General features: G+C 42.9%; 12 protein-coding genes. 4 read left to right on the top strand and 8 right to left on the bottom strand.

Going from position 1 to position 18,592, the window contains the following annotated elements:
* Positions 1-79: 79 nt before the first annotated feature.
* Positions 80-1,894 carry an ABC transporter ATP-binding protein gene (locus tag QTN47_RS13805; RefSeq protein WP_369329976.1) on the top strand — a complete coding sequence of 605 codons (1,815 nt, stop codon included), beginning with the start codon at positions 80-82 and terminating at the stop codon, positions 1,892-1,894.
* Between the two features lie 337 nt (positions 1,895-2,231).
* On the opposite strand, the gene QTN47_RS13800 is transcribed toward QTN47_RS13805, so the two are convergent.
* Positions 2,232-3,158, bottom strand: a complete 927-nt coding sequence (locus tag QTN47_RS13800) for a TraR/DksA family transcriptional regulator (RefSeq protein ID WP_369329975.1) — start codon at positions 3,156-3,158, stop codon at positions 2,232-2,234.
* A 6-nt stretch (positions 3,159-3,164) separates the two neighbouring features.
* The gene (gene ileS / locus QTN47_RS13795; protein WP_369329974.1) at positions 3,165-6,551 is read right to left on the bottom strand and encodes an isoleucine--tRNA ligase; all 3,387 of its coding nucleotides are present in this window, start codon (positions 6,549-6,551) and stop codon (positions 3,165-3,167) included.
* 388 nt (positions 6,552-6,939) lie between these two features.
* Here ileS and QTN47_RS13790 point away from each other — a divergent pair, with 388 nt between their 5' ends.
* Positions 6,940-7,455, top strand: a complete 516-nt coding sequence (locus QTN47_RS13790; protein WP_369329973.1) for a ferritin — start codon at positions 6,940-6,942, stop codon at positions 7,453-7,455.
* Positions 7,456-7,663: 208 nt separating this feature from the next.
* Here QTN47_RS13790 and QTN47_RS13785 read toward each other — a convergent pair whose 3' ends face one another.
* The 6 genes from QTN47_RS13785 to ligA form a co-directional block, all read right to left on the bottom strand.
* Complete coding sequence (locus QTN47_RS13785; RefSeq protein WP_369329972.1) at positions 7,664-9,292, bottom strand: amidohydrolase; 1,629 nt, start codon at positions 9,290-9,292, stop codon at positions 7,664-7,666.
* Positions 9,293-9,402: 110 nt separating this feature from the next.
* Positions 9,403-10,077 carry an endonuclease III gene (gene nth, locus QTN47_RS13780; RefSeq protein WP_369329971.1) on the bottom strand — a complete coding sequence of 225 codons (675 nt, stop codon included), beginning with the start codon at positions 10,075-10,077 and terminating at the stop codon, positions 9,403-9,405.
* Positions 10,078-10,323: 246 nt separating this feature from the next.
* Positions 10,324-10,557 (bottom strand): hypothetical protein, encoded by a 234-nt coding sequence (locus QTN47_RS13775; RefSeq protein WP_369329970.1) that lies wholly within the window; start codon positions 10,555-10,557, stop codon positions 10,324-10,326.
* A 79-nt stretch (positions 10,558-10,636) separates the two neighbouring features.
* A complete protein-coding gene (locus QTN47_RS13770; protein ID WP_369329969.1) occupies positions 10,637-10,951 on the bottom strand; it encodes an FtsB family cell division protein in 315 nt (104 codons plus the stop codon).
* A gap of 256 nt (positions 10,952-11,207) precedes the next feature.
* Positions 11,208-12,491, bottom strand: a complete 1,284-nt coding sequence (gene eno, locus QTN47_RS13765) for a phosphopyruvate hydratase (RefSeq protein ID WP_369329968.1) — start codon at positions 12,489-12,491, stop codon at positions 11,208-11,210.
* 677 nt (positions 12,492-13,168) lie between these two features.
* Entirely contained in the window at positions 13,169-15,265 is a 2,097-nt protein-coding gene (gene ligA / locus QTN47_RS13760) for an NAD-dependent DNA ligase LigA (protein WP_369329967.1), read from the bottom strand.
* 457 nt (positions 15,266-15,722) lie between these two features.
* Here ligA and QTN47_RS13755 point away from each other — a divergent pair, with 457 nt between their 5' ends.
* A complete protein-coding gene (locus QTN47_RS13755; protein WP_369329966.1) occupies positions 15,723-17,291 on the top strand; it encodes an ArnT family glycosyltransferase in 1,569 nt (522 codons plus the stop codon).
* A gap of 280 nt (positions 17,292-17,571) precedes the next feature.
* Positions 17,572-18,324, top strand: coding sequence for an NUDIX hydrolase (locus QTN47_RS13750; RefSeq protein WP_369329965.1), 753 nt, complete (start codon positions 17,572-17,574; stop codon positions 18,322-18,324).
* Positions 18,325-18,592: the final 268 nt, after the last annotated feature.

The raw sequence follows: 18,592 nt of genomic DNA, 5'->3' as shown, positions 1-18,592 counted from the left end.
ATTCACCTAAGGTAATTTACAACTTTCGAAGCTAACCGGTGCGGATTATTTGTCCGGCCAAAACAACAAATATTAACGGATGAAAAAATTATCCAGGATCTTTAAATATGTAGGTGAGTATAAGGGAAAGCTGGGACTGTATTTTTTGTGTACTGTATTATCTATATTTTTCTCCATTTTTTCAATAGGGATGCTTGCACCTTTCATGCAAATAATATTTAATGCTGATGACTCCCAGGCTGATAAAGCAGTAATGAGTTCCAATGCGGTGGGTGGATATGTGAACCGTCTTATTCTTGATATAATTCATCAGCACAATAATGACAAACTTGTTGCAGTAGGCTTTATCTGCGTGTTTATAGTTATTGTTACGATCCTCAAAAATGTGTTCCTGTATTTTTCAAATTTAATTTCTGCGCCGATAAGAAGTGCTGTCGTTACAAGGTTGAGAAGCGATTTGTATGACAAAACCTTAATGCTACCCATCGGTTATTTTACCGAACAGAAAAAAGGTGATATCATATCCCGGATGACGAATGATGTTAGTGAGATTGAAAGTTCGATTGTAAGTACGCTTGAAGGGCTCATCAAAGATCCATTGACTGTACTCTTCTATCTTGCTTATCTTGTTTACTTAAGCCCGGGTCTTTCATTATTCCTTTTAATATTATTACCGCTTACTGCATTTATTATAGGTCGCATCAGCCGGACTCTAAAAAAACAATCTCAGGCTGCTTCAGTTAAATTGGGAGAGGCTCTTTCAATTCTTGACGAGACACTTGGTGGCATGCGTGTGATTAAAGCGTTCCTTGCTGAAAAGCTTATGCTGGACAGGTTTCACTACGTAAACAACACATTGTTTCGTATCCGGAATAAAATGAATGCACGTCGTGATCTGGCATCTCCTTTAACGGAAACACTTGGTATTACCGTACTGTGTTCTATTCTATATTTCGGCGCAAGGCTGGCGCTAAGAGATAACGGCATGGCCGCGGGTAATCTCATTGTTTATATCGCCACTTTTGGTTTGCTGATCAATCCGGCAAAAAATCTTTCAACATCTTTTTTTAACGTGCAGCGTGGAGCGGCAGCCATCGACAGGGTAGAAGAGTTGCTTGATGCACCTGTTGTTGTTGACGATTTCGGTTCTAAACAACTGGACAGCTTTAACAGCTCCATTGAGTTTCGCAATGTAAGTTTTGGTTATGGTGATCACATGATTTTAAAGAACATCAATCTTACCATTCCAAAAGGAAAAACAGTTGCATTGGTCGGATCTTCCGGTGCTGGTAAAAGTACGCTTGCGGATCTCGTTCCGCGCTTTCACGATGTTAGTTCTGGTGAATTGTTGATTGATGGTGTTAATATTAAAGAATATCAGCTGGGTTCTATCCGCAAACATATTAGTATAGTAACACAGGAGCCTGTATTATTTAATGAGACAATTGCCTCCAACATTTCTCTTGGTAAACCTGATGCATCCGAAGATGAAATTATACAGGCAGCAAAAGTGGCCAATGCCTCCAATTTTATCCTGAATAAAGAAGACGGATTCCGCACGAACATTGGTGACCGGGGAAGCAAATTAAGTGGTGGCGAAAGACAACGCCTAACCATTGCGAGGGCGGTTATCAAAAATCCTCCCATCCTTATTTTAGACGAAGCGACATCCTCTCTGGATACTGAAAGTGAACGCCTGGTTCAGGATGCTATTAATAATATGATGCAAAACCGTACAAGCATTGTAATCGCCCACCGTCTTTCAACTATCAGACACGCGGATGAAATTGTCGTCTTGCAAAAAGGCGAAATCGCAGAACGTGGCTCTCACGATGAACTGCTGGCTAAAGAAGGAATTTATTATAAGCTGGTTGCGATGCAGGAAGTTAAGTAGCTATCGGCTGTCAGCTATGAGCTATTAGCTTGGGTGAGGTATCAGGTATCAGGTAGCAGGTAGCAGGTAGCAGGTAGCAGGTAGCAGGTAGCAGGTAGCAGGTAGGCGCATTCAAGTTGTCCGCCTTCAATCATTGTTGTTGCACAGAGGTACTTCGTACTTCGTAAATCGTACTTACAGCGCCTTTCCATCCGGCTGCCCAACATCGTACACCGTACCCGCCCGAACGTGTCGTTCGGTACGGGCGGGCATCTAACACCGTACATTCGCCTCACATAGTACATCAAAAAAGGCCATCATTACTACATGACAGCCTTTTTTAATAAGATACTAATTACTATTGTTCATTCGTTGGCTTAACCAATCCCAGTTTTGCTTCGAGGCTCAAGGTAGCGTGAGGAACAGCTCTTAAGCGCGCTTTGTCTATCAGTTTACCCGTAACGCGACAAATTCCGTAAGTTTTGTTTTCAATGCGGATAAGTGCCTTTTCCAGGTGGTCGATGTACGTGATCTGCCTGCTGGCCATCTGGCTCAATTGCTCACGTTCCATACTCATACTGCCATCTTCCATGGTCATGTAGCGGCTTTCTGCCTCATCTCCGCCAAGTTCGTCTTTGCGGGTGATAAGTCCTTGAAGATAAGCCAGTTCTTTTTTCGCTGCTTCCAATTTTTTATTGATCAGCTCTCTGAATTCTGCCAGATCGGCATCGTTATATCGTACCAATGGTTCGTTTGATTTTGATGGTTCTTGCCTCTGTTCCAGCGATTTGTACTCTGGTTGATAAGGTACACTTGTCTTTACAGATGTCTTTGGAACTTTTACTTCTTTTAAGGGTTCCGGTTTAGGTTTCGGAGCCGGCTTGGGCACTGGTGCAGGAGCCGGAGCTACCGGTTCTGGTTTTGTGGCCAAGGCTGGTTTCGTCTTATTTATGTGTTCTGCCTGGGCCGCTTTAACCGGTTTTTCTTTTTCCGGTGCCGATTTTACCGGAGCTTTTTTTGCAACTGCTTTAACCGCAACTTCTTTTTTAGGAGCAGGAGCCGGAGTTGTTTTTTTAGCTACAGGTGCTGGCACTACTTTTTTGCTTGGTGCAGCTTTTTTTACTGCAGGCTTTGATACGGATTTTTCCACCGCTTTTTTAGCAGGCTTAACCGGCGCTGCTGCTTTTTTAGCTGGTGCCGCCTTTTTTGCAGGCACTGCTTTTTTAGCAACCGGTTTGGCCGCTGGTTTAGCCACTTTCTTGGGTGCAGGCTTTTTTGTTGGCATAGAACGTTATCCTTTTTTGTTCACGCTCACTTTCAACAGAATGTCGTTCACCTCAATCTCAGTACCATCCTGTAATTCAGGTACCCAAGTCAGACTGTCTGCCAAAATTTCAGCGCAAATATAGTTTTTAAATTCATTTATAGATGTCTTGATATCAGCGTTTTCAAGCACTTCTACGAATATACGATCTGTTAAATCAAAACTACTGTCTTTTCTAATATTTTGGATGCGATTTACGAACTCGCGGGCATCGCCTTCCTGTTTCAATTCTTGGGTAACGGTAATATCCAAAGCAACCGTCAAGTTTCCTTTTGCTGCTACACTCCATCCGGGGATGTCTTCGGCAGCAATCTCAACTTCACTAAGGAGTAAAGTAATGGATTCTCCTCCAATATTCAATGCATATTGCCCATCTTTTTCTAAAGAAGCTATATCATGTTGACTAAATGAGGATAAAGCCTGGCTTACCGCTTTCATTTTTGGTCCTAACTTGCTTCCCAGCGCCTTAAAGTTGGCTTTTACCTTCTTGCTGATGAATCCTTCAGTCTCCGTTATATAATCGATTTCTTTAACGTTTACTTCCGCCTTAACCAGATCTTCTACTTTTTCCAATTGTACTTTCATTTGCGGATTTAATACCGGGATAAGCACTTTATGGAGTGGCTGACGAACTTTAAGGTTCATTTTTTTACGCAAAGACAGTACCAATGATGAAACATCCTGTGCCAACTGCATCCTTTCTTCCAAAAGCGTGTCAATAGCGGATTCTTTTACCACCGGGAAGTCTGCGTGATGAACAGATTCAACAGTGAAACGCTTACTTACAGCATTCAGGTTGCGGAAGACAGCATCACTAAAGAACGGAGAAATTGGTGCGATCAGCCGGATCAGTGTCTCCAGACACTCATATAAAGTCTGGTAAGCACAGATCTTGTCATGCTCGTATTCTCCTTTCCAGAAACGGCGACGGCACAAACGTACATACCAGTTACTCAGGTGCTCGTCCACAAATTCCTCAACTGCACGGCCGGCGATAGTTGGCTCGTACTCATCCATCGCTTCTGTTACCTTCTTAATCAACGTGTTAAGAGAAGATAAGATCCACCTGTCAATTTCAGGGCGCTGTTCTAGCGGGATATATGCTTCCTCGAACGAGAAACCGTCCACATTCGCGTACAGAACGAAGAACTGGTAGGTATTATATAAGGTACCAAAGAACTTACGCTGAACTTCTTTAATGCCTTCTATATCAAATTTCAGGTTATCCCAGGGAGACGCGTTGGTGATCAGGTACCAGCGTGTGGCATCGGCTCCGAATTTTTCGATGGTTTCGAAAGGATTTACCACGTTGCCAAGACGCTTACTCATTTTGTTGCCATTCTTGTCCAGAACCAAACCGTTACTAACAACTGTTTTGTAAGCTAAACCGGGATATTTTTTGTCATCAGCCTCAATGCCATGCTTTTTCAATTCCTCCTGAACAGATTCTTTCATTAAGGAGCCAAGTGCATGCAGGGTATAAAACCATCCCCTGGTTTGATCAACGCCTTCGGCGATAAAATCAGCCGGATAGTTCTGAGCAAAAGTGTCGGCGTTTTCAAAAGGAAAATGCCATTGAGCATAAGGCATTGCTCCGCTATCAAACCAAACGTCTATCAGATCCGGAACGCGTTTCATAGCCAGTCCTTTCTCACTTACCAACGTTACTTCGTCAACAAATGGTTTATGTAAATCCAGCGAAGCTCCGTCGATTGACGCACTTTGGTCTGTGCCAAGTACTTTATCGGCCCTGGCCATTTCCGCTTTCAGTTCGGCAATGCTGCCAATGCATTTTTCTTCAGACCCGTCTTCTGTTCTCCAAACCGGCAATGGTGTTCCCCAGAAGCGGCTGCGGCTAAGGTTCCAGTCTACCATGTTTTCCAGCCAGTTGCCAAAACGGCCTTCGCCGGTACTTTTTGGTTTCCAGTTAACTGTTTTGTTCAGTTCAACCATTCTGTCCTTCAAAGCAGTGGTCTTAATGAACCATGCATCTAACGGATAATACAGAACCGGTTTATCCGTGCGCCAGCAATGCGGGTAGCTGTGCTCGTATTTTTCCACTTTGAAAGCCCTGTTCTCTTTCTTCAGCTTAACGCAGATGTCTACGTTAACATCCACATAATTAGGCTCATCCTTATAATCTTTCACATACCTGTTGCTGAACTCACCCAACCCGTCAACAAATTTTCCCTGGCGATCAACCATAACGAGAATGCCGATGCCATATTTCTGTCCAACCCTGAAGTCATCTGCACCAAATGCCGGAGCTGTGTGAACGATACCTGTACCATCTTCAGTGGTTACAAAGTCGCCAAGCAATACGCGGAAGGGATCGCCGCCAGTTTTATCAGCACTGTTCGCTTCATATGGTAACAACTGCTCATAACGTGCTTCTTCGATATCTCTCCCTTTAAATTCTGTCAGTATTTGCCACGGAATAACCTTGTCACCTTCTTTATAGGCTTCAAAATCACCGTTCTCTGCGTCTTCTTTAAAGTATTTGCCCAATAAAGCTTTTGCAAGGACAACATTTACAGGGAGATGCGTGTATGGATTGAAAGTTTTTACCAGCACGTAATCAATATTGCCACCGACAGTCAGGCCAAGGTTGGAAGGTAATGTCCATGGAGTAGTGGTCCAGGCCAGGAAGAAAACTTCGTCATTGCCTGCTGCGTCGAAAAGAAACTGGCTCTTTTCATTCTTCACCGCTTTGAACATCACCACAGCACTGGTATCCTTTACGTCCTTGTAAGTGCCGGGTTGATTTAATTCGTGTGAGCTTAAACCCGTTCCTGCAGCAGGTGAGTATGGCTGAATGCTCACACTTTCGTACAACAATCCTTTTTTATACAATTCGCTTAGCATCCACCAAAGCGTTTCTATATAATTATTTTCAAATGTGATGTAGGGATCATTCAGATCAACCCAATACCCCATTTTACGGGTCAGGTCATCCCATTTGTCTTTATAACGAAGCACTGCTTCGCGGCATTTTTTATTGTATTCTTCTACAGAGATCTTTTTGCCAATATCTTCTTTGGTAATACCCAATTCTTTCTCCACACCAAGCTCAACGGGCAGACCGTGCGTATCCCATCCGCCTTTGCGTTTTACCTGGTATCCGCGCATGGTTTTATAGCGGCAAACCAGGTCTTTCAGCGTACGTGAAATAACGTGGTGAATGCCTGGCATACCATTGGCACTCGGCGGACCTTCGTAAAACACGAATGGTGTTGCGCCTTCGCGCAGTGATACACTTTGTTCAAATGCCTGTGTTTCATGCCATTTGGCAAGAATTTCCTGTTCTATTGCGGGAAGGTTTAACCCTGAAAATTCCTGGTATTTAGCGCTCATATTGACAGTTCTATCCTATTTTAAGTTTGCAAAGGTAGGAAAATGAAGACATGTAAGACGCGTAAGACAGTAAGACATGTAAGACCGTAAGAGAAGCTGACAGCTGATAGCTTTTAGCTGCATTTGCAGGTGCGTATTTCTTTGAACTGTGATATTTAGTATATTATTAAGGCATTGATCATGACCAGCTGTATTCTTCCAATTTATATAAGGGGCAAGAAGTAAATGAACTAATGAAGCGCTAAAAATTAAAAAACTCCTTTTCTCTGTGAAAGAACTCCTGCCACTCTGTGGTTAATTTTCACAATAGATGATAACTGATAGCTGATTGCTCATTGCTTGTTTTTCTTTTCTCCTTTAGTTATATTAGAAATATAAAACCAAGCTTATGTTATCGAAACCCATGCAAGAAGCATTAAACAAGCAGGTTCAATTGGAAGCGGAAAGTTCCCAGGCATATCTCGCTATGGCAAGTTGGGCGGAAATTCAGCCTGGGCTCGACGGAGTTACGAATTTCTTTTACAAACAATCTGATGAGGAGCGAATGCATATGTTAAAACTCATCCGGTATATTAATGAACGCGGAGGATTTGCGATTGTTCCTCATCTCGAACAACCAATGATCACTTTTCAATCGTTGCAGCGGGTATTCGAAGAATTTTTGAAACATGAAATTATTGTTTCAACCAGTATTAATGATATAGTGGGGATGGCGCTAACTGAAAGAGATTATGCGACCCACAACTTTTTACAATGGTATGTAAATGAACAAATAGAAGAAGAGCATTTAGCACGGACATTGAACGATAAATTAGTGCTGGTGGGTGAAGATAAAGGTGGGATCTATTTATTTGACAGAGATATTATGCTGTTCAGAGGGCCGGAAGGAGGGAAGAAAAGATAGAAATTCAAAAGTAAAAATTCAAAAGTCAAAACTTTTCAGGCGGTCTTGTTCATTCTTTTGAAGCGGTTTTGGTTGGGATGTTTCGATGTCTATTTATATATCAAAAAGCCACAGAGAATTTTCTCTTTGTGGCTTTTTGCTATTGTCAAAATTAACCTCAAAGAATACAGATAAGGCTACACATGGGTTTTCACTTTTGAATGTGACTTTACATTTTCTTCCCGCCAACATAAGTCGCCGTAACCTTTGTATCGAGCACATTTTTTTCGGTGACCTTCATGAGATCCTGTGATAGGATAATGAAGTCTGCATTCTTGCCTTTTTCAATGCTGCCGCTTTCTTTTTCCAGAAATCCTGCCTTCGCTGCCCAGATTGTCATGCCGCGGATCGTTTGCTCTCTTGTTAAAGCATTTTCCATTTGAAAACCTCCGGACGGATAACCTTTGGCATCTTTTCTGAAAACTGCAGCAAGAAAGGTTTTAAAAGGACTTATATCTTCAACAGGAAAATCCGTTCCCAATGGTATCCAGCCATTTTGTTTCAGCAGTTGTTTGTAAACATACCCTTCTTGTTTCAGACGCTCAGTACCGAGTCTGTCAGCGGCCCAATACATATCACTGGTTGCGTGTGTTGGTTGAACTGAGGGAATGATCGTTGCCGCTCCGAACAAATTAATATCAAGCGGATTAACAAGCTGTGCATGTTCTATGCGCCAGCGTTTGTCATTTTCGCCTTTGAGATATTTGTTGTAGATGTTGAGTATTTCGCGGTTGGCACTATCACCGATGGCATGGGTACACATTTGAAAATCGGTTTGAGATAATACTGCAGCCAGGGAATCATAGTGGCTTTTGCTGCTCAACAAAAATCCTGACCATCCCGGCTTATCGTTATAAGGATGTAACAGGCAGGCTCCCCGGCTTCCCAGTGCACCATCTGCATAAACTTTGAAGCCTCTCACATACATTCTTTCTGTTTTATAGGGGCCACGCTTTATGTATCGTTGAAGATTATCCTGGTTATCACTTAACATGATGTACATCCGCATCAGTAATTTATGCTCTTTTTGCAAAGTATCTATTACGTCCACATCGGTGTAATTAAGGCCGCAATCGGTAATAGTGGTAAGACCTTGTGCAAAGCAGTTCTTTTGTGCAGCCAGCAGCCATTTGGTATAGTCGGCTTTAGATGGAGACGGAATTTTAGCGCCAACAAGATCAACTGCATTATCTATCAGCACACCTGTAAGAGTATTATTCTTCGTTTCAATTTCGCCGCCGGTCAATTTCTGACCTGCAACTACTCCTGCCAATGCAAGTGCTTTTTGGTTAGCGATGGCCGCATGCCCGTCAACTCGCTCAAGCATTACCGGTCTGTTGGGAAATAATTTGTTTAATGTGTCATTGGTGGGGTAGGCTTTGCCGGGAAACTTATTTTGATCCCATCCGCGGCCAATGATCCATGCCTCGTCGGGATGTTCTGATGCAAATTTTTGCACCCTGCTTACCACTTCTTCAAAACTGGTGCAGCCAAAAAGATCTACTGCGAATAAAGAACGGCCATAACCCACGAAATGTGCATGCGCATCAATAAAGCCAGGATACACCGCGTTGCCCTGGGCGTCTACATTCTCCTTTGCTGAGTACTGATCCAGTATTTCATCATTTGTACCTACGGCAAGTATTTTGCCGTCCTTAACAGCGAACGCCTGAGCCGTGGCAAAGGAACTGTCAACAGTATAAACCAGGCCGTTATGGACAATAAGATCTGCCGCTTCCTTGTTCTTGCAGGAAACAAAGAACACACAGGCTAAAAACAAATGAAAAATTGAACGCATTGGGGAGAATTTAGAAGTCAAAAGTGGAAATTAAAATAGTGAATAGTGAATGGTGAATAGTGAAAGGTGTAAGCTGTTCTATTTAGGCTACAGGCTGATGCGCTTTAGATCTAGCTTTCAGCTTTGGGCTTTAGGCTTTGAGCTTTTAGCACAACCTTATTATAGTATTTACATGCTGGTTTCAATCCACAAATATTGCACTTGGGATTGCGGGCAACACAAATATATCTTCCATGTAAGATAAGCCAGTGGTGCGCCTTGTGTACCAGTTCCCTCGGAATAAACTGTAGCAGTTGTTTTTCAACCGCGAGTGGAGTAGTGGCTTTTTCCGTGAGGCCAATTCTGGCAGAGACGCGGAAAACGTGCGTGTCAACAGCCATATTAGGTTGTTCATCGACTACAGACGTAATAACATTTGCAGTTTTACGCCCAACGCCGGGCAGTTTTACCAGCTCGTTTACAGTCATAGGTATTTCGCCATGGAAATCATTGATCAGCATATTGGCCATTCCAATAAGATGCTTTGTCTTGTTATTGGGATAGGAAATACTTCTGATCAGTGGGAAAAGTTCATCAAATCTTGCCATGGCAAGATGCTCCGGATCTGGATATTTTTCAAATATCGCAGGCGTAGTCATATTTACCCGTTTATCCGTGCATTGGGCGGACAATATCACTGCTACCAATAACTGGTAAGGATTATCATAAATAAGTTCTGTTTCTGCCTCCGGTGCATGTTCCTGAAAATAGTCTATTACAAACTGGTAACGTTGTTTCCGCGTCATGATAGCTGTGGTTGTTTGGCAAAGATGGGGAAAAGCCCTCAGCTTTCAGCTATCAGCTATTAACTGTGAGCTGCGCGAATGGAACATTTGACAACACAATTATACTAAACGCAACTACCTTGTGCCATATACACTATATGTTACTATAAAGTTGGAGAAACAAAAAGGTGATAGACCTAATAAAGACATTGAGATCCGAATGCATCGGGCATTTCAGGCCCAAAGCTGATAGCTAATAGCTCCAAGCTATCTCGATAGACTCACTTTCCCAGCAGCATAATTTAAAAGCAAACCAACAGTTTTATCTGTGGGGCTTTTAAGTTTGCATTTACTTAAGCGAGCGGCGGCTTCGCGCAGCACCTGTAGTTTTTCTCTCAGAGCCCAATTTTGCTGAAGAGCTTCTTCTATTTGTTTTCTCTTCATCGGAGAAAGTTCATCATATAAGAACATAAGTAAATCTTCTGTGGTAAAATTGGTCATGGTAGAAAAACATTTTGGGGTGATCAATCATTTTTCTAGCTCTAAAACGATCATTTGGCCGGATTATTATACGCCCGGTCTATTTTTTTAAGGAGTCGACGGGTGTTTCAACAATGAAAATATCTTCATTGCTCTTTTTCATGTACAGATTTTCCCGGGCATATTTTTCCAATGCTGCCGGATTGTTTTGAAGATCAGCAAGTTCTTTTTTGGTTTTTTCTATTTCTTTCAGGTAAAAATCCCTGCTGTCGGTTAGCTCTTTGAGCTGTTGTTTCCTCGAAACCTGCACGAAAACATCATTCTTATCTACAAATATTAACATTACCACAAATACCGCGATAGCCAGGAGGTATTTGTTCTTTAAAACGGATAATATGATGTTGAGTGCTTTCATGTAATAAGCAAATGTAAAAATTCAAAATTCAAAAGTCAAAAGTAAAAAGGCTGCCCTCACTGGTTCTATAACGTCATCGGCCCGGTTTTATTTCAAAAAAAGAGAAGACACAAAGTTACCGAGAATATCTCTGCAGGTCTCTATGTCTTCTCCATAATCTCTATTTAATAAAAACGTCTCCGTTCAATTAACCGCCTTCTTACACGTCTTACAATCTTACGGTCTTACGGTCTTACGATCTTACCATCTTACGGTCTTATTTCCCAAAGCGGATCTTTCCTTTAGGATAGATGCCATTCTCGCCCAGCATTTCTTCAATACGGATCAGCTGGTTGTACTTCGCCATACGGTCAGTACGTGAAGCAGAGCCGGTTTTGATCTGTCCGCAATTCAATGCAACAGCCAGGTCAGCGATCGTTGTATCTTCAGTTTCACCGCTTCTGTGGCTCATGATGGTAGTGTAGCCGTTGGTCTGAGCTAACTGAACAGCGTTGATAGTTTCAGTAACAGTACCAATCTGGTTTACTTTGATCAGGATGCTGTTTGCAGTTTTGCTGTCAATGCCGCGTTGTAAGATTTTGGTATTGGTAACAAACAGGTCATCACCCACTAACTGGCATCTGCTGCCGATAGCATCGGTTAATTTTTTCCAGCCGTCCCAGTCTTCTTCGGCCATACCGTCTTCAATAGAAACAATAGGATATTTGTTCACCCACTCAGTCCAGTAAGCAACCATTTCATCGCTGCTTATTTCTTTGCCTGAGCTCTTGTAGAATTTGTATTTGCCATCTTTGAACATTTCGCTGCTTGCAGCATCTAGTGCAATACCGATCTGCTCGCCTACTTTGTAACCTGCAGCTTCAATAGCCTGCAGTACGGTTTCGATAGCTTCTTCGTTGCTCTGGATATCAGGAGCAAAACCACCTTCGTCACCTACGTTAGTGCTGTAACCTTTCTTTTTCAAAACGCTTTTCAGGTTGTGGAAAACCTCAACGCCCCAACGGAGACCTTCGCTGAAAGAGCTTGCGCCAACGGGAACGATCATATATTCCTGGTAGTCGATCTTGTTATCAGCGTGAACACCACCGTTCAAAATGTTCATTAAAGGCATTGGAAGCACTGTTGCATTTACGCCACCCAGGTAGCGGTAAAGCGGCAGGTTACTTTCAAGTGCAGCAGCTTTTGCAACAGCCATAGAAACAGCTAAAGTTGCGTTAGCGCCTAATTTGCTTTTATTTTCAGTGCCATCCAGTTCAAGCAGTTTAGCATCAATGCCAGTCTGGTCATTGATAGAAAAACCGATCAGTTGGTCAGCAATTATATCGTTTACGTTACTTACCGCTTTCAGAACGCCTTTGCCCATGTATACAGACTTGTCGTTATCACGCAGTTCAACTGCTTCATGAATACCTGTTGAAGCGCCACTAGGAACAGCGGCACGGCCCAGCTGGCCATTTTCTGTAAGTACATCAACTTCTACTGTAGGGTTTCCGCGACTGTCTAAAATCTGGCGGGCATGAATGTCGGCAATGTAGCTCATGATTTCTTTTTGTTTACTGTTATAAATATTATTTGATTTCGGTGTTACTGGCACAAGTGTGTGACGGGCGTCGCAGACATGTGCGTTCATCCTGTCCGGCAAAAAATCGAACAGGATGCAAAGAAACAATGTTTTTAATTCTCCTGCATTGTTTCACACAAAAATGTCCATAATTTAAAGCTAACGGGGGTTAGCGATTTTAGACAATCTCCAGCGAGGAAAAAAGATCGTAGACTGCTTCTCAAACGCAGGTGTAGTAGTCGTTTCAGCGAAGTAGAGTTAAAAAGTATTTTTCTGAAAACCTTTCTAAAATGAGGAATGTCATCTTTCAACCTAAAAAAAATCATACGATGCTGCACACCCTCCGTCTATAAAAAGTCGCCGCATGATTTGTCGATTGATAAGAAACTTGTTCTCTTTCAAAATTTGTCACTTTCCTTTTCCTGAAAAAAGAAAGCAACTCCTGCCTGAATGACTTGGTCGGGCTGGAAAGAAAATTCAAGTCAAACCCCGTCCCGGCAAGTCGGTTCAGGCAGGAGTGCCGGGCCAACACCTCGCTCTGCGCCGCATTGATTGTAGAACCTGACCAGGTTTTCAAGGCAGCATCGGTCTACCCAGATTTGCGACTAATTTATCTTATGCTTCGGTAGGTTTTAAGCTTTCAGCTTTCAGCTTCTCTACCCGCCTATCAGCTTAATAAACTCGTCTTCACTGATGATCTTCACCGTATTGATTTTCTTGGCCTTTTCCAGTTTGCTGCCGGCATCTTCGCCAACCACGAGGTAATTCAGTTTGCTGCTTACGCCGGACAGTAATTTCCCGCCATGTTCTTCCACCATCGCTTCGGCTTCGCTGCGTTTCAGTTTGTTCATGGTGCCCGTAAAAAGGAAGGTTTGGTCGTGCAGTGTGTTTTCGCCTGTTACAGCCTGTTTTTTTGTGTTACTGAAGTTTACTCCCAGTTCTTTCAGATGATTGAGCATTTCAATATTCTGAACATTGCTGAAGAACTTATAAACGCTTTGAGCCACTTTAATTCCGATGTCTTCCAATTGCTGCAGATCTTCCTCCGACATTTTGGTCAGATCCATCAAATCGGAAACAGTGTTTGCCAGTGTTTTCGCGGTTGTTTCTCCAACATAGCGGATCCCAAGTGCGTAGACTAACCTGTTCAGCGGCTGCTTTTTGGAAGTTTCGATGGCTGTCTGAAGGTTATCGATGGATTTTTTACCAAATCCTTCCAACTGACCAATTTTTGAAAAATCAAGCTGGTAAACACCCGGCACATCTTTCAATAAGCCCAGTTCATAAAACTTGCGAACGTTGGCCTCACCAAAGCTTCTGATATCCATAGCATCTTTGCTCACAAAATGGATGATCCGTTCGACTACCTGCGCCGGGCATTCGATATTGATGCAACGCCAGACAGCCTCGCCTTCTTCTTTGTATAGTTCGCTGTTGCAAACGGGACAGTTTCTCGGGAATACAATTTGCTTTTCATGTCCTGTTCTTACATCCGGCAAGGATTTTACAATTTGAGGAATTACATCTCCTGCTCGCTCAATTAACACACTATCGCCAATTTTAAGGTCCTTTTCCTTGATGTATTCTTCATTGTGAACAGAAATACTTGATACGGTAACGCCGCCTATGAACACAGGTTCCAGTTTCGCAACGGGCGTAACTGCGCCGGTTCTGCCAACCTGGAACTCAATGCCTTTGAGTTTGGTTGTTGCCTGTCTTGCTTTGAATTTAAAGGCAATTGCCCATCGGGGGTGGTGGGTGGTCATCCCCATTTTATCCTGCAACTCAAAATCGTTCACTTTAATTACCATCCCGTCTATTTCATAAGGAAGTGTGTCGCGCATTTCCTCATAATCATGCACATGTTTTATCACATCTGTAATACCTTCCCGCACTTGTTTTTCCTTTTGCGGAGATCTGAAGCCACAATCCCACAACAATTTCAGAGAGCCGCTATGCGTTGTCAATTCTTCCGGAACGCTCTTGCCTGGAAGCAAGGTATAGTCGCTCACGTGATACAGAAATGCTTCAAGATTTCTTTTAGCTACTTCGCGCGGATCTTTGATACGAAGACTACCGCTGGCTGCATTGCGTGGATTGGCTAAAGCCGCAATACCCAGTTCAGCAAGTGCATCGTTGTATTTCTTAAAGCTGTTTTTGGTCATGATCACCTCACCGCGGATCTCGATCTGCTGAATGCCGTATTTTGAAAATGGAGCAGATAATGGTATTGACCTGACCTGCTTTATATTGGTGGTAATTTCATCTCCTTCAACACCATCACCACGTGTTGCGCCACGCACCAGCATGTCGTTTTCGTAGATCAGGGAGATACTCGCACCATCAAACTTCGGCTCAATACAATATTCAATTTCCTTCAAACCTGTTATTTCGCGGGCTTTACGGTCGAAATCGAGCAAATCATCCGCGTTATAACTATTGTCAAGACTCAGCATCGGCACAAGGTGTTGAACGGTAGGGAAGCTTTGATTAAGGGAACTACCCACACGTTGTGTTGGAGAGTCAGAACTGATCAGCGCGGGGTTCTCTTCTTCAATTTTTTTCAGGCGCGTATATAATTGGTCATACTCTGCATCTGCAAGTAAAGGGTCGTCCATTACGTAATACCGGTGCTCATGAAATCTTAAAACATCCCTTAACGTCTTTATCTCTTCCGGCCCGGTTTCATTCAGGCTTTTTAAAAGAAGCGTAGTTTGTTTCTGGAGTTGTTTTGATTGTTCTTCATTATACATGCGAAGGAAATTATGCGGCTAAGATATGTAAAAGCTGAAAGCTTAGAGCTCAGAGCCTAAGGCGTAGGGTGTGAGGGATGAGGCGTGAGGCGTGAGGTGTGAGGCATGAGTTGTAAGTTATACGTTATACGTTGTACGTTTATCTGAGCGAAAGGAAGGCTAGCCAGCTAAAGCTCATCTCGAATTAAGTATTGCACCTCACACCTTATACTTCACCCCTCTTCCTGGCACCCCATGCCTTACGGCTTCCCCCAGCTTCAAACTTTTATCTTAACCATTGTCTTCAAACTCCGCTTCAAAAAACGTACAACGTATAACGTACAACTTATCCCCCCCTGCCTTATGCCTCACACCCTATGCCTCAGGCTTCTCGCAAAATATCCCACCTAATTACTTGAATTTGATCACATATTTACTATTTTTCCGGCTTCTTAAGCATCGTTACCAACTGTGTCTCATGAAGATTAACAAAGTGCTCTATTTGGTTTTAATAACCACTGTTATCAGAATTGTGCTTGCCTCTCTGCTGGAGCTGGGTAACGATGAAGTGTACTATTACACCTATGCATTGCATTTGCAAAACAACTATTTTGATCACCCGCCTGCAGTGGGTATTCTGATAAAGCTGTTTACGTTCAATCTCCATTTTCAAAGTGAGGTCTTTATCAGGTTGGGATCAATTGTTTTTGCAGCCATCGGCACAATACTTTCTTACCGGATCGGTCAACTTGTGCGCAATGAGCGTACAGGTTGGTTTGCTGCAGTACTCTATAATACGAGCATTTACAGCTCCATAATTGCGGGCACCTTTATTCTGCCGGATAGTCCGCAAGTAGTATTTTGGCTTGCGGCATTATATGTTATGTTGCGCATAGTACAACTGGACAAAAAGAGAAGCCATATACCCGCGAAATATTGGTTGTGGGCCGGTGTGCTTAACGGGCTTTGTATTATGTGTAAGGTGCACGGCATTTTCCTGTGGGGTGGATTGGGGCTTTATATACTGCTCTACAACCGAAAAATGCTGCTCAATCCCTGGCTGTACCTGTCTTTTATTATAACCGTTATTATTTTCAGCCCGATCATATTCTGGAATATCCAGAACAATTTTATTACATGGCGTTACCATAGTGAACGGGTGACCGTAACAAAATTTACGCTTGATAAAGACGGTTTTTTGCAGACAATTTTTGGACAGATTTTTTATAACAATCCCATTAACGTTGTTCTGACCATATTGGCAGTGATTTCTTTAAGAAGAAGAAGATTAACGGAGCGCCCGTATCAGCGACTATTATCGCTTTGCGGCTGGCCAATTATCATTGTAGTGACGGCAGTTTCTTTATTTAGAAACGTATTGCCACACTGGACCGGTCCTGGTTTTATGAGTCTTGGTTTTATTGCAGCTGCCTATCTTGATGAGAAATTCAGATTTAGACAGTCGGAAGTCTGGCCGGGTATTCTTAAAACTACTGTTATATTCATGTTGATACTGGCAGTTGGTTGTGTAACGCTGGTTCATTTTTATCCCGGAACTGTTGGTGATAAGACTTCGGAAGAAAATTACGGAGAAACGGATTTCACGCTAGATCTTTGGGGATGGGATTCTTTTGGTCAGCAGTTTAACAAGTGGCAGGACAGTGCTGTGGTCGCAGGCACACTCGAAAAAGACCTCCCTTTGGTATGTGGAAAATGGTTTCCTGCAGCGCATCTTGATTATTATGTTGCCAGGCATCGCAATAGTCATGTTGTAGGAGTTGGACATCTGGAAGATCTTCACCAATATGCCTGGCTTAACCAGCTTAGGGGCGATATAATCGCGGGAAGAAATGCGTTGGCCGTGGTACCGACCAACTGCGGCCAGACCGCAAAGGAGGTGTATTCACCCTATTTTTCCGAAATAACTTTTTTGAGGAGATTTGTGCAGGTGCGACGCGGTAAACCTGCAAGATATTTTGACGTCTTTTTGTTGAAAAACTTCAATGCAAAAGATGAGTTACACAATAAAAAATTTACATTCAGGTAAACATTTCCCGTACATTTTTTGTAGGTATTTAGTGGGGGGAATATAGTGTCAATTGATTCCGGCAGATAGCAATGTATCGGGTTGATAAAGCCCGCTCTCTAAAGGAAATTACCTTATGAAACATATTCATCCCTTTCAGCCTTTTTTAATGTAGGGACATTTTATGCTATGTCCAGTTTGAGTACCTTTAGCGCATTTCGATTGTGTTGTTTACCAGGCCTGTATACCAAAATTGCTTCAAGTCTTCTAAACAATGCCTGAATTAAAAGATTAAGCCAAAATGGGAAAAGAAGTTGGAATATCCACTGACGATGATCGACAATTTACTCCTGGTCTGATCAAGGATGCACGTAAGCTTGTTGACTCTTATCCTCGGGTGCCCATAACAGTTGATTGTGTAATTTTCGGGTTTGAAGAAAACGACCTGAAGATTCTTTTGATAAGAAGTGACCTGGAAATATTTAAGGGCGAATGGAGCCTTTTGGGTGACTTTGCTGCGGATAATGAAGATTTGGATGAAGCGGCACAACGGGTGTTGCAGCAACGAACAGGCATGCATGACGTTTACCTGGAACAGGTAAAGATCTTCAGCAAACCAGACCGGCACCCGGGCGGCCGGGTCTTAACCGTTGCCTATTGCTCCTTGCTAAGCATTGAGCATATTAAACTGGACAAGATTGAGAACGAGCTGCATTGGCATAAAGTAACTGAAATAAAAAGCATGGCTTTCGATCATAAGGAAATTATGATGGAATGCTATAGATGGCTGCAAAAGCGGATACAGGAACACCCGCTGGGCTTTAACCTTCTTCCAAAAAAATTCTCTTTGCGTGAACTGCAGAACCTGTATGAGGCCATTCTAAATGTAAAGCTGGACAGGCGCAATTTCAGAAAGAAATTTTTCTCTATGGATCTATTGATTGATACCGGTGAAATGGAAGATGACGTGCCGCACAGGCCGGGGAAATTGTACGAGTTTGATTTTGCGAAGTATGAGAATACGAAGAGAAGGTGGACGGGAATTGATTTTTAAAAACCACGGAGACACGGCGACAGGGCGAAACACGACGATTTTTGCCACAAAGACACGAAAGCGCAAAGGGGCACAAAGATTTAAGGTGCGCTTCGCGCAGAAAAGAGAAGAAGATAACGGTGATAGCTTTATGCTTCGTAGTGTTCGGCGCGTGAAATGTTTCGCCAGGAACCACGGAGACACGGCGACAGGGCGAAACACGACGATTTTTGCCACAAAGACACGAAAGCGCAAAGGGGCACAAAGATTTAAGGTGCGCTTCGCGCAG

The sequence above is a fragment of the Danxiaibacter flavus genome (genome assembly GCF_041060425.1).
In the GTDB taxonomy this organism is placed as follows: Bacteria; Bacteroidota; Bacteroidia; order Chitinophagales; family Chitinophagaceae; genus Danxiaibacter; species Danxiaibacter flavus.
Note: the sequence above shows the minus strand (reverse complement) of the source record. Positions and strands in the feature narration are given on the sequence as shown.

Excerpts from the sequence above, each read along its gene's own strand:
- QTN47_RS13775 (WP_369329970.1), bottom strand. The coding sequence starts at position 10,557 with ATGACCAATTTTACCACAGAAGATTTACTTATGTTCTTATATGATGAA.
- QTN47_RS13805 (WP_369329976.1), top strand. The coding sequence starts at position 80 with ATGAAAAAATTATCCAGGATCTTTAAATATGTAGGTGAGTATAAGGGA.
- nth (WP_369329971.1), bottom strand. The coding sequence starts at position 10,077 with ATGACGCGGAAACAACGTTACCAGTTTGTAATAGACTATTTTCAGGAA.
- QTN47_RS13755 (WP_369329966.1), top strand. The coding sequence starts at position 15,723 with ATGAAGATTAACAAAGTGCTCTATTTGGTTTTAATAACCACTGTTATC.
- QTN47_RS13785 (WP_369329972.1), bottom strand. The coding sequence starts at position 9,292 with ATGCGTTCAATTTTTCATTTGTTTTTAGCCTGTGTGTTCTTTGTTTCC.
- QTN47_RS13800 (WP_369329975.1), bottom strand. The coding sequence starts at position 3,158 with ATGCCAACAAAAAAGCCTGCACCCAAGAAAGTGGCTAAACCAGCGGCC.
- QTN47_RS13790 (WP_369329973.1), top strand. The coding sequence starts at position 6,940 with ATGTTATCGAAACCCATGCAAGAAGCATTAAACAAGCAGGTTCAATTG.
- QTN47_RS13770 (WP_369329969.1), bottom strand. The coding sequence starts at position 10,951 with ATGAAAGCACTCAACATCATATTATCCGTTTTAAAGAACAAATACCTC.
- eno (WP_369329968.1), bottom strand. The coding sequence starts at position 12,491 with ATGAGCTACATTGCCGACATTCATGCCCGCCAGATTTTAGACAGTCGC.
- QTN47_RS13750 (WP_369329965.1), top strand. The coding sequence starts at position 17,572 with ATGGGAAAAGAAGTTGGAATATCCACTGACGATGATCGACAATTTACT.
- ligA (WP_369329967.1), bottom strand. The coding sequence starts at position 15,265 with ATGTATAATGAAGAACAATCAAAACAACTCCAGAAACAAACTACGCTT.
- ileS (WP_369329974.1), bottom strand. The coding sequence starts at position 6,551 with ATGAGCGCTAAATACCAGGAATTTTCAGGGTTAAACCTTCCCGCAATA.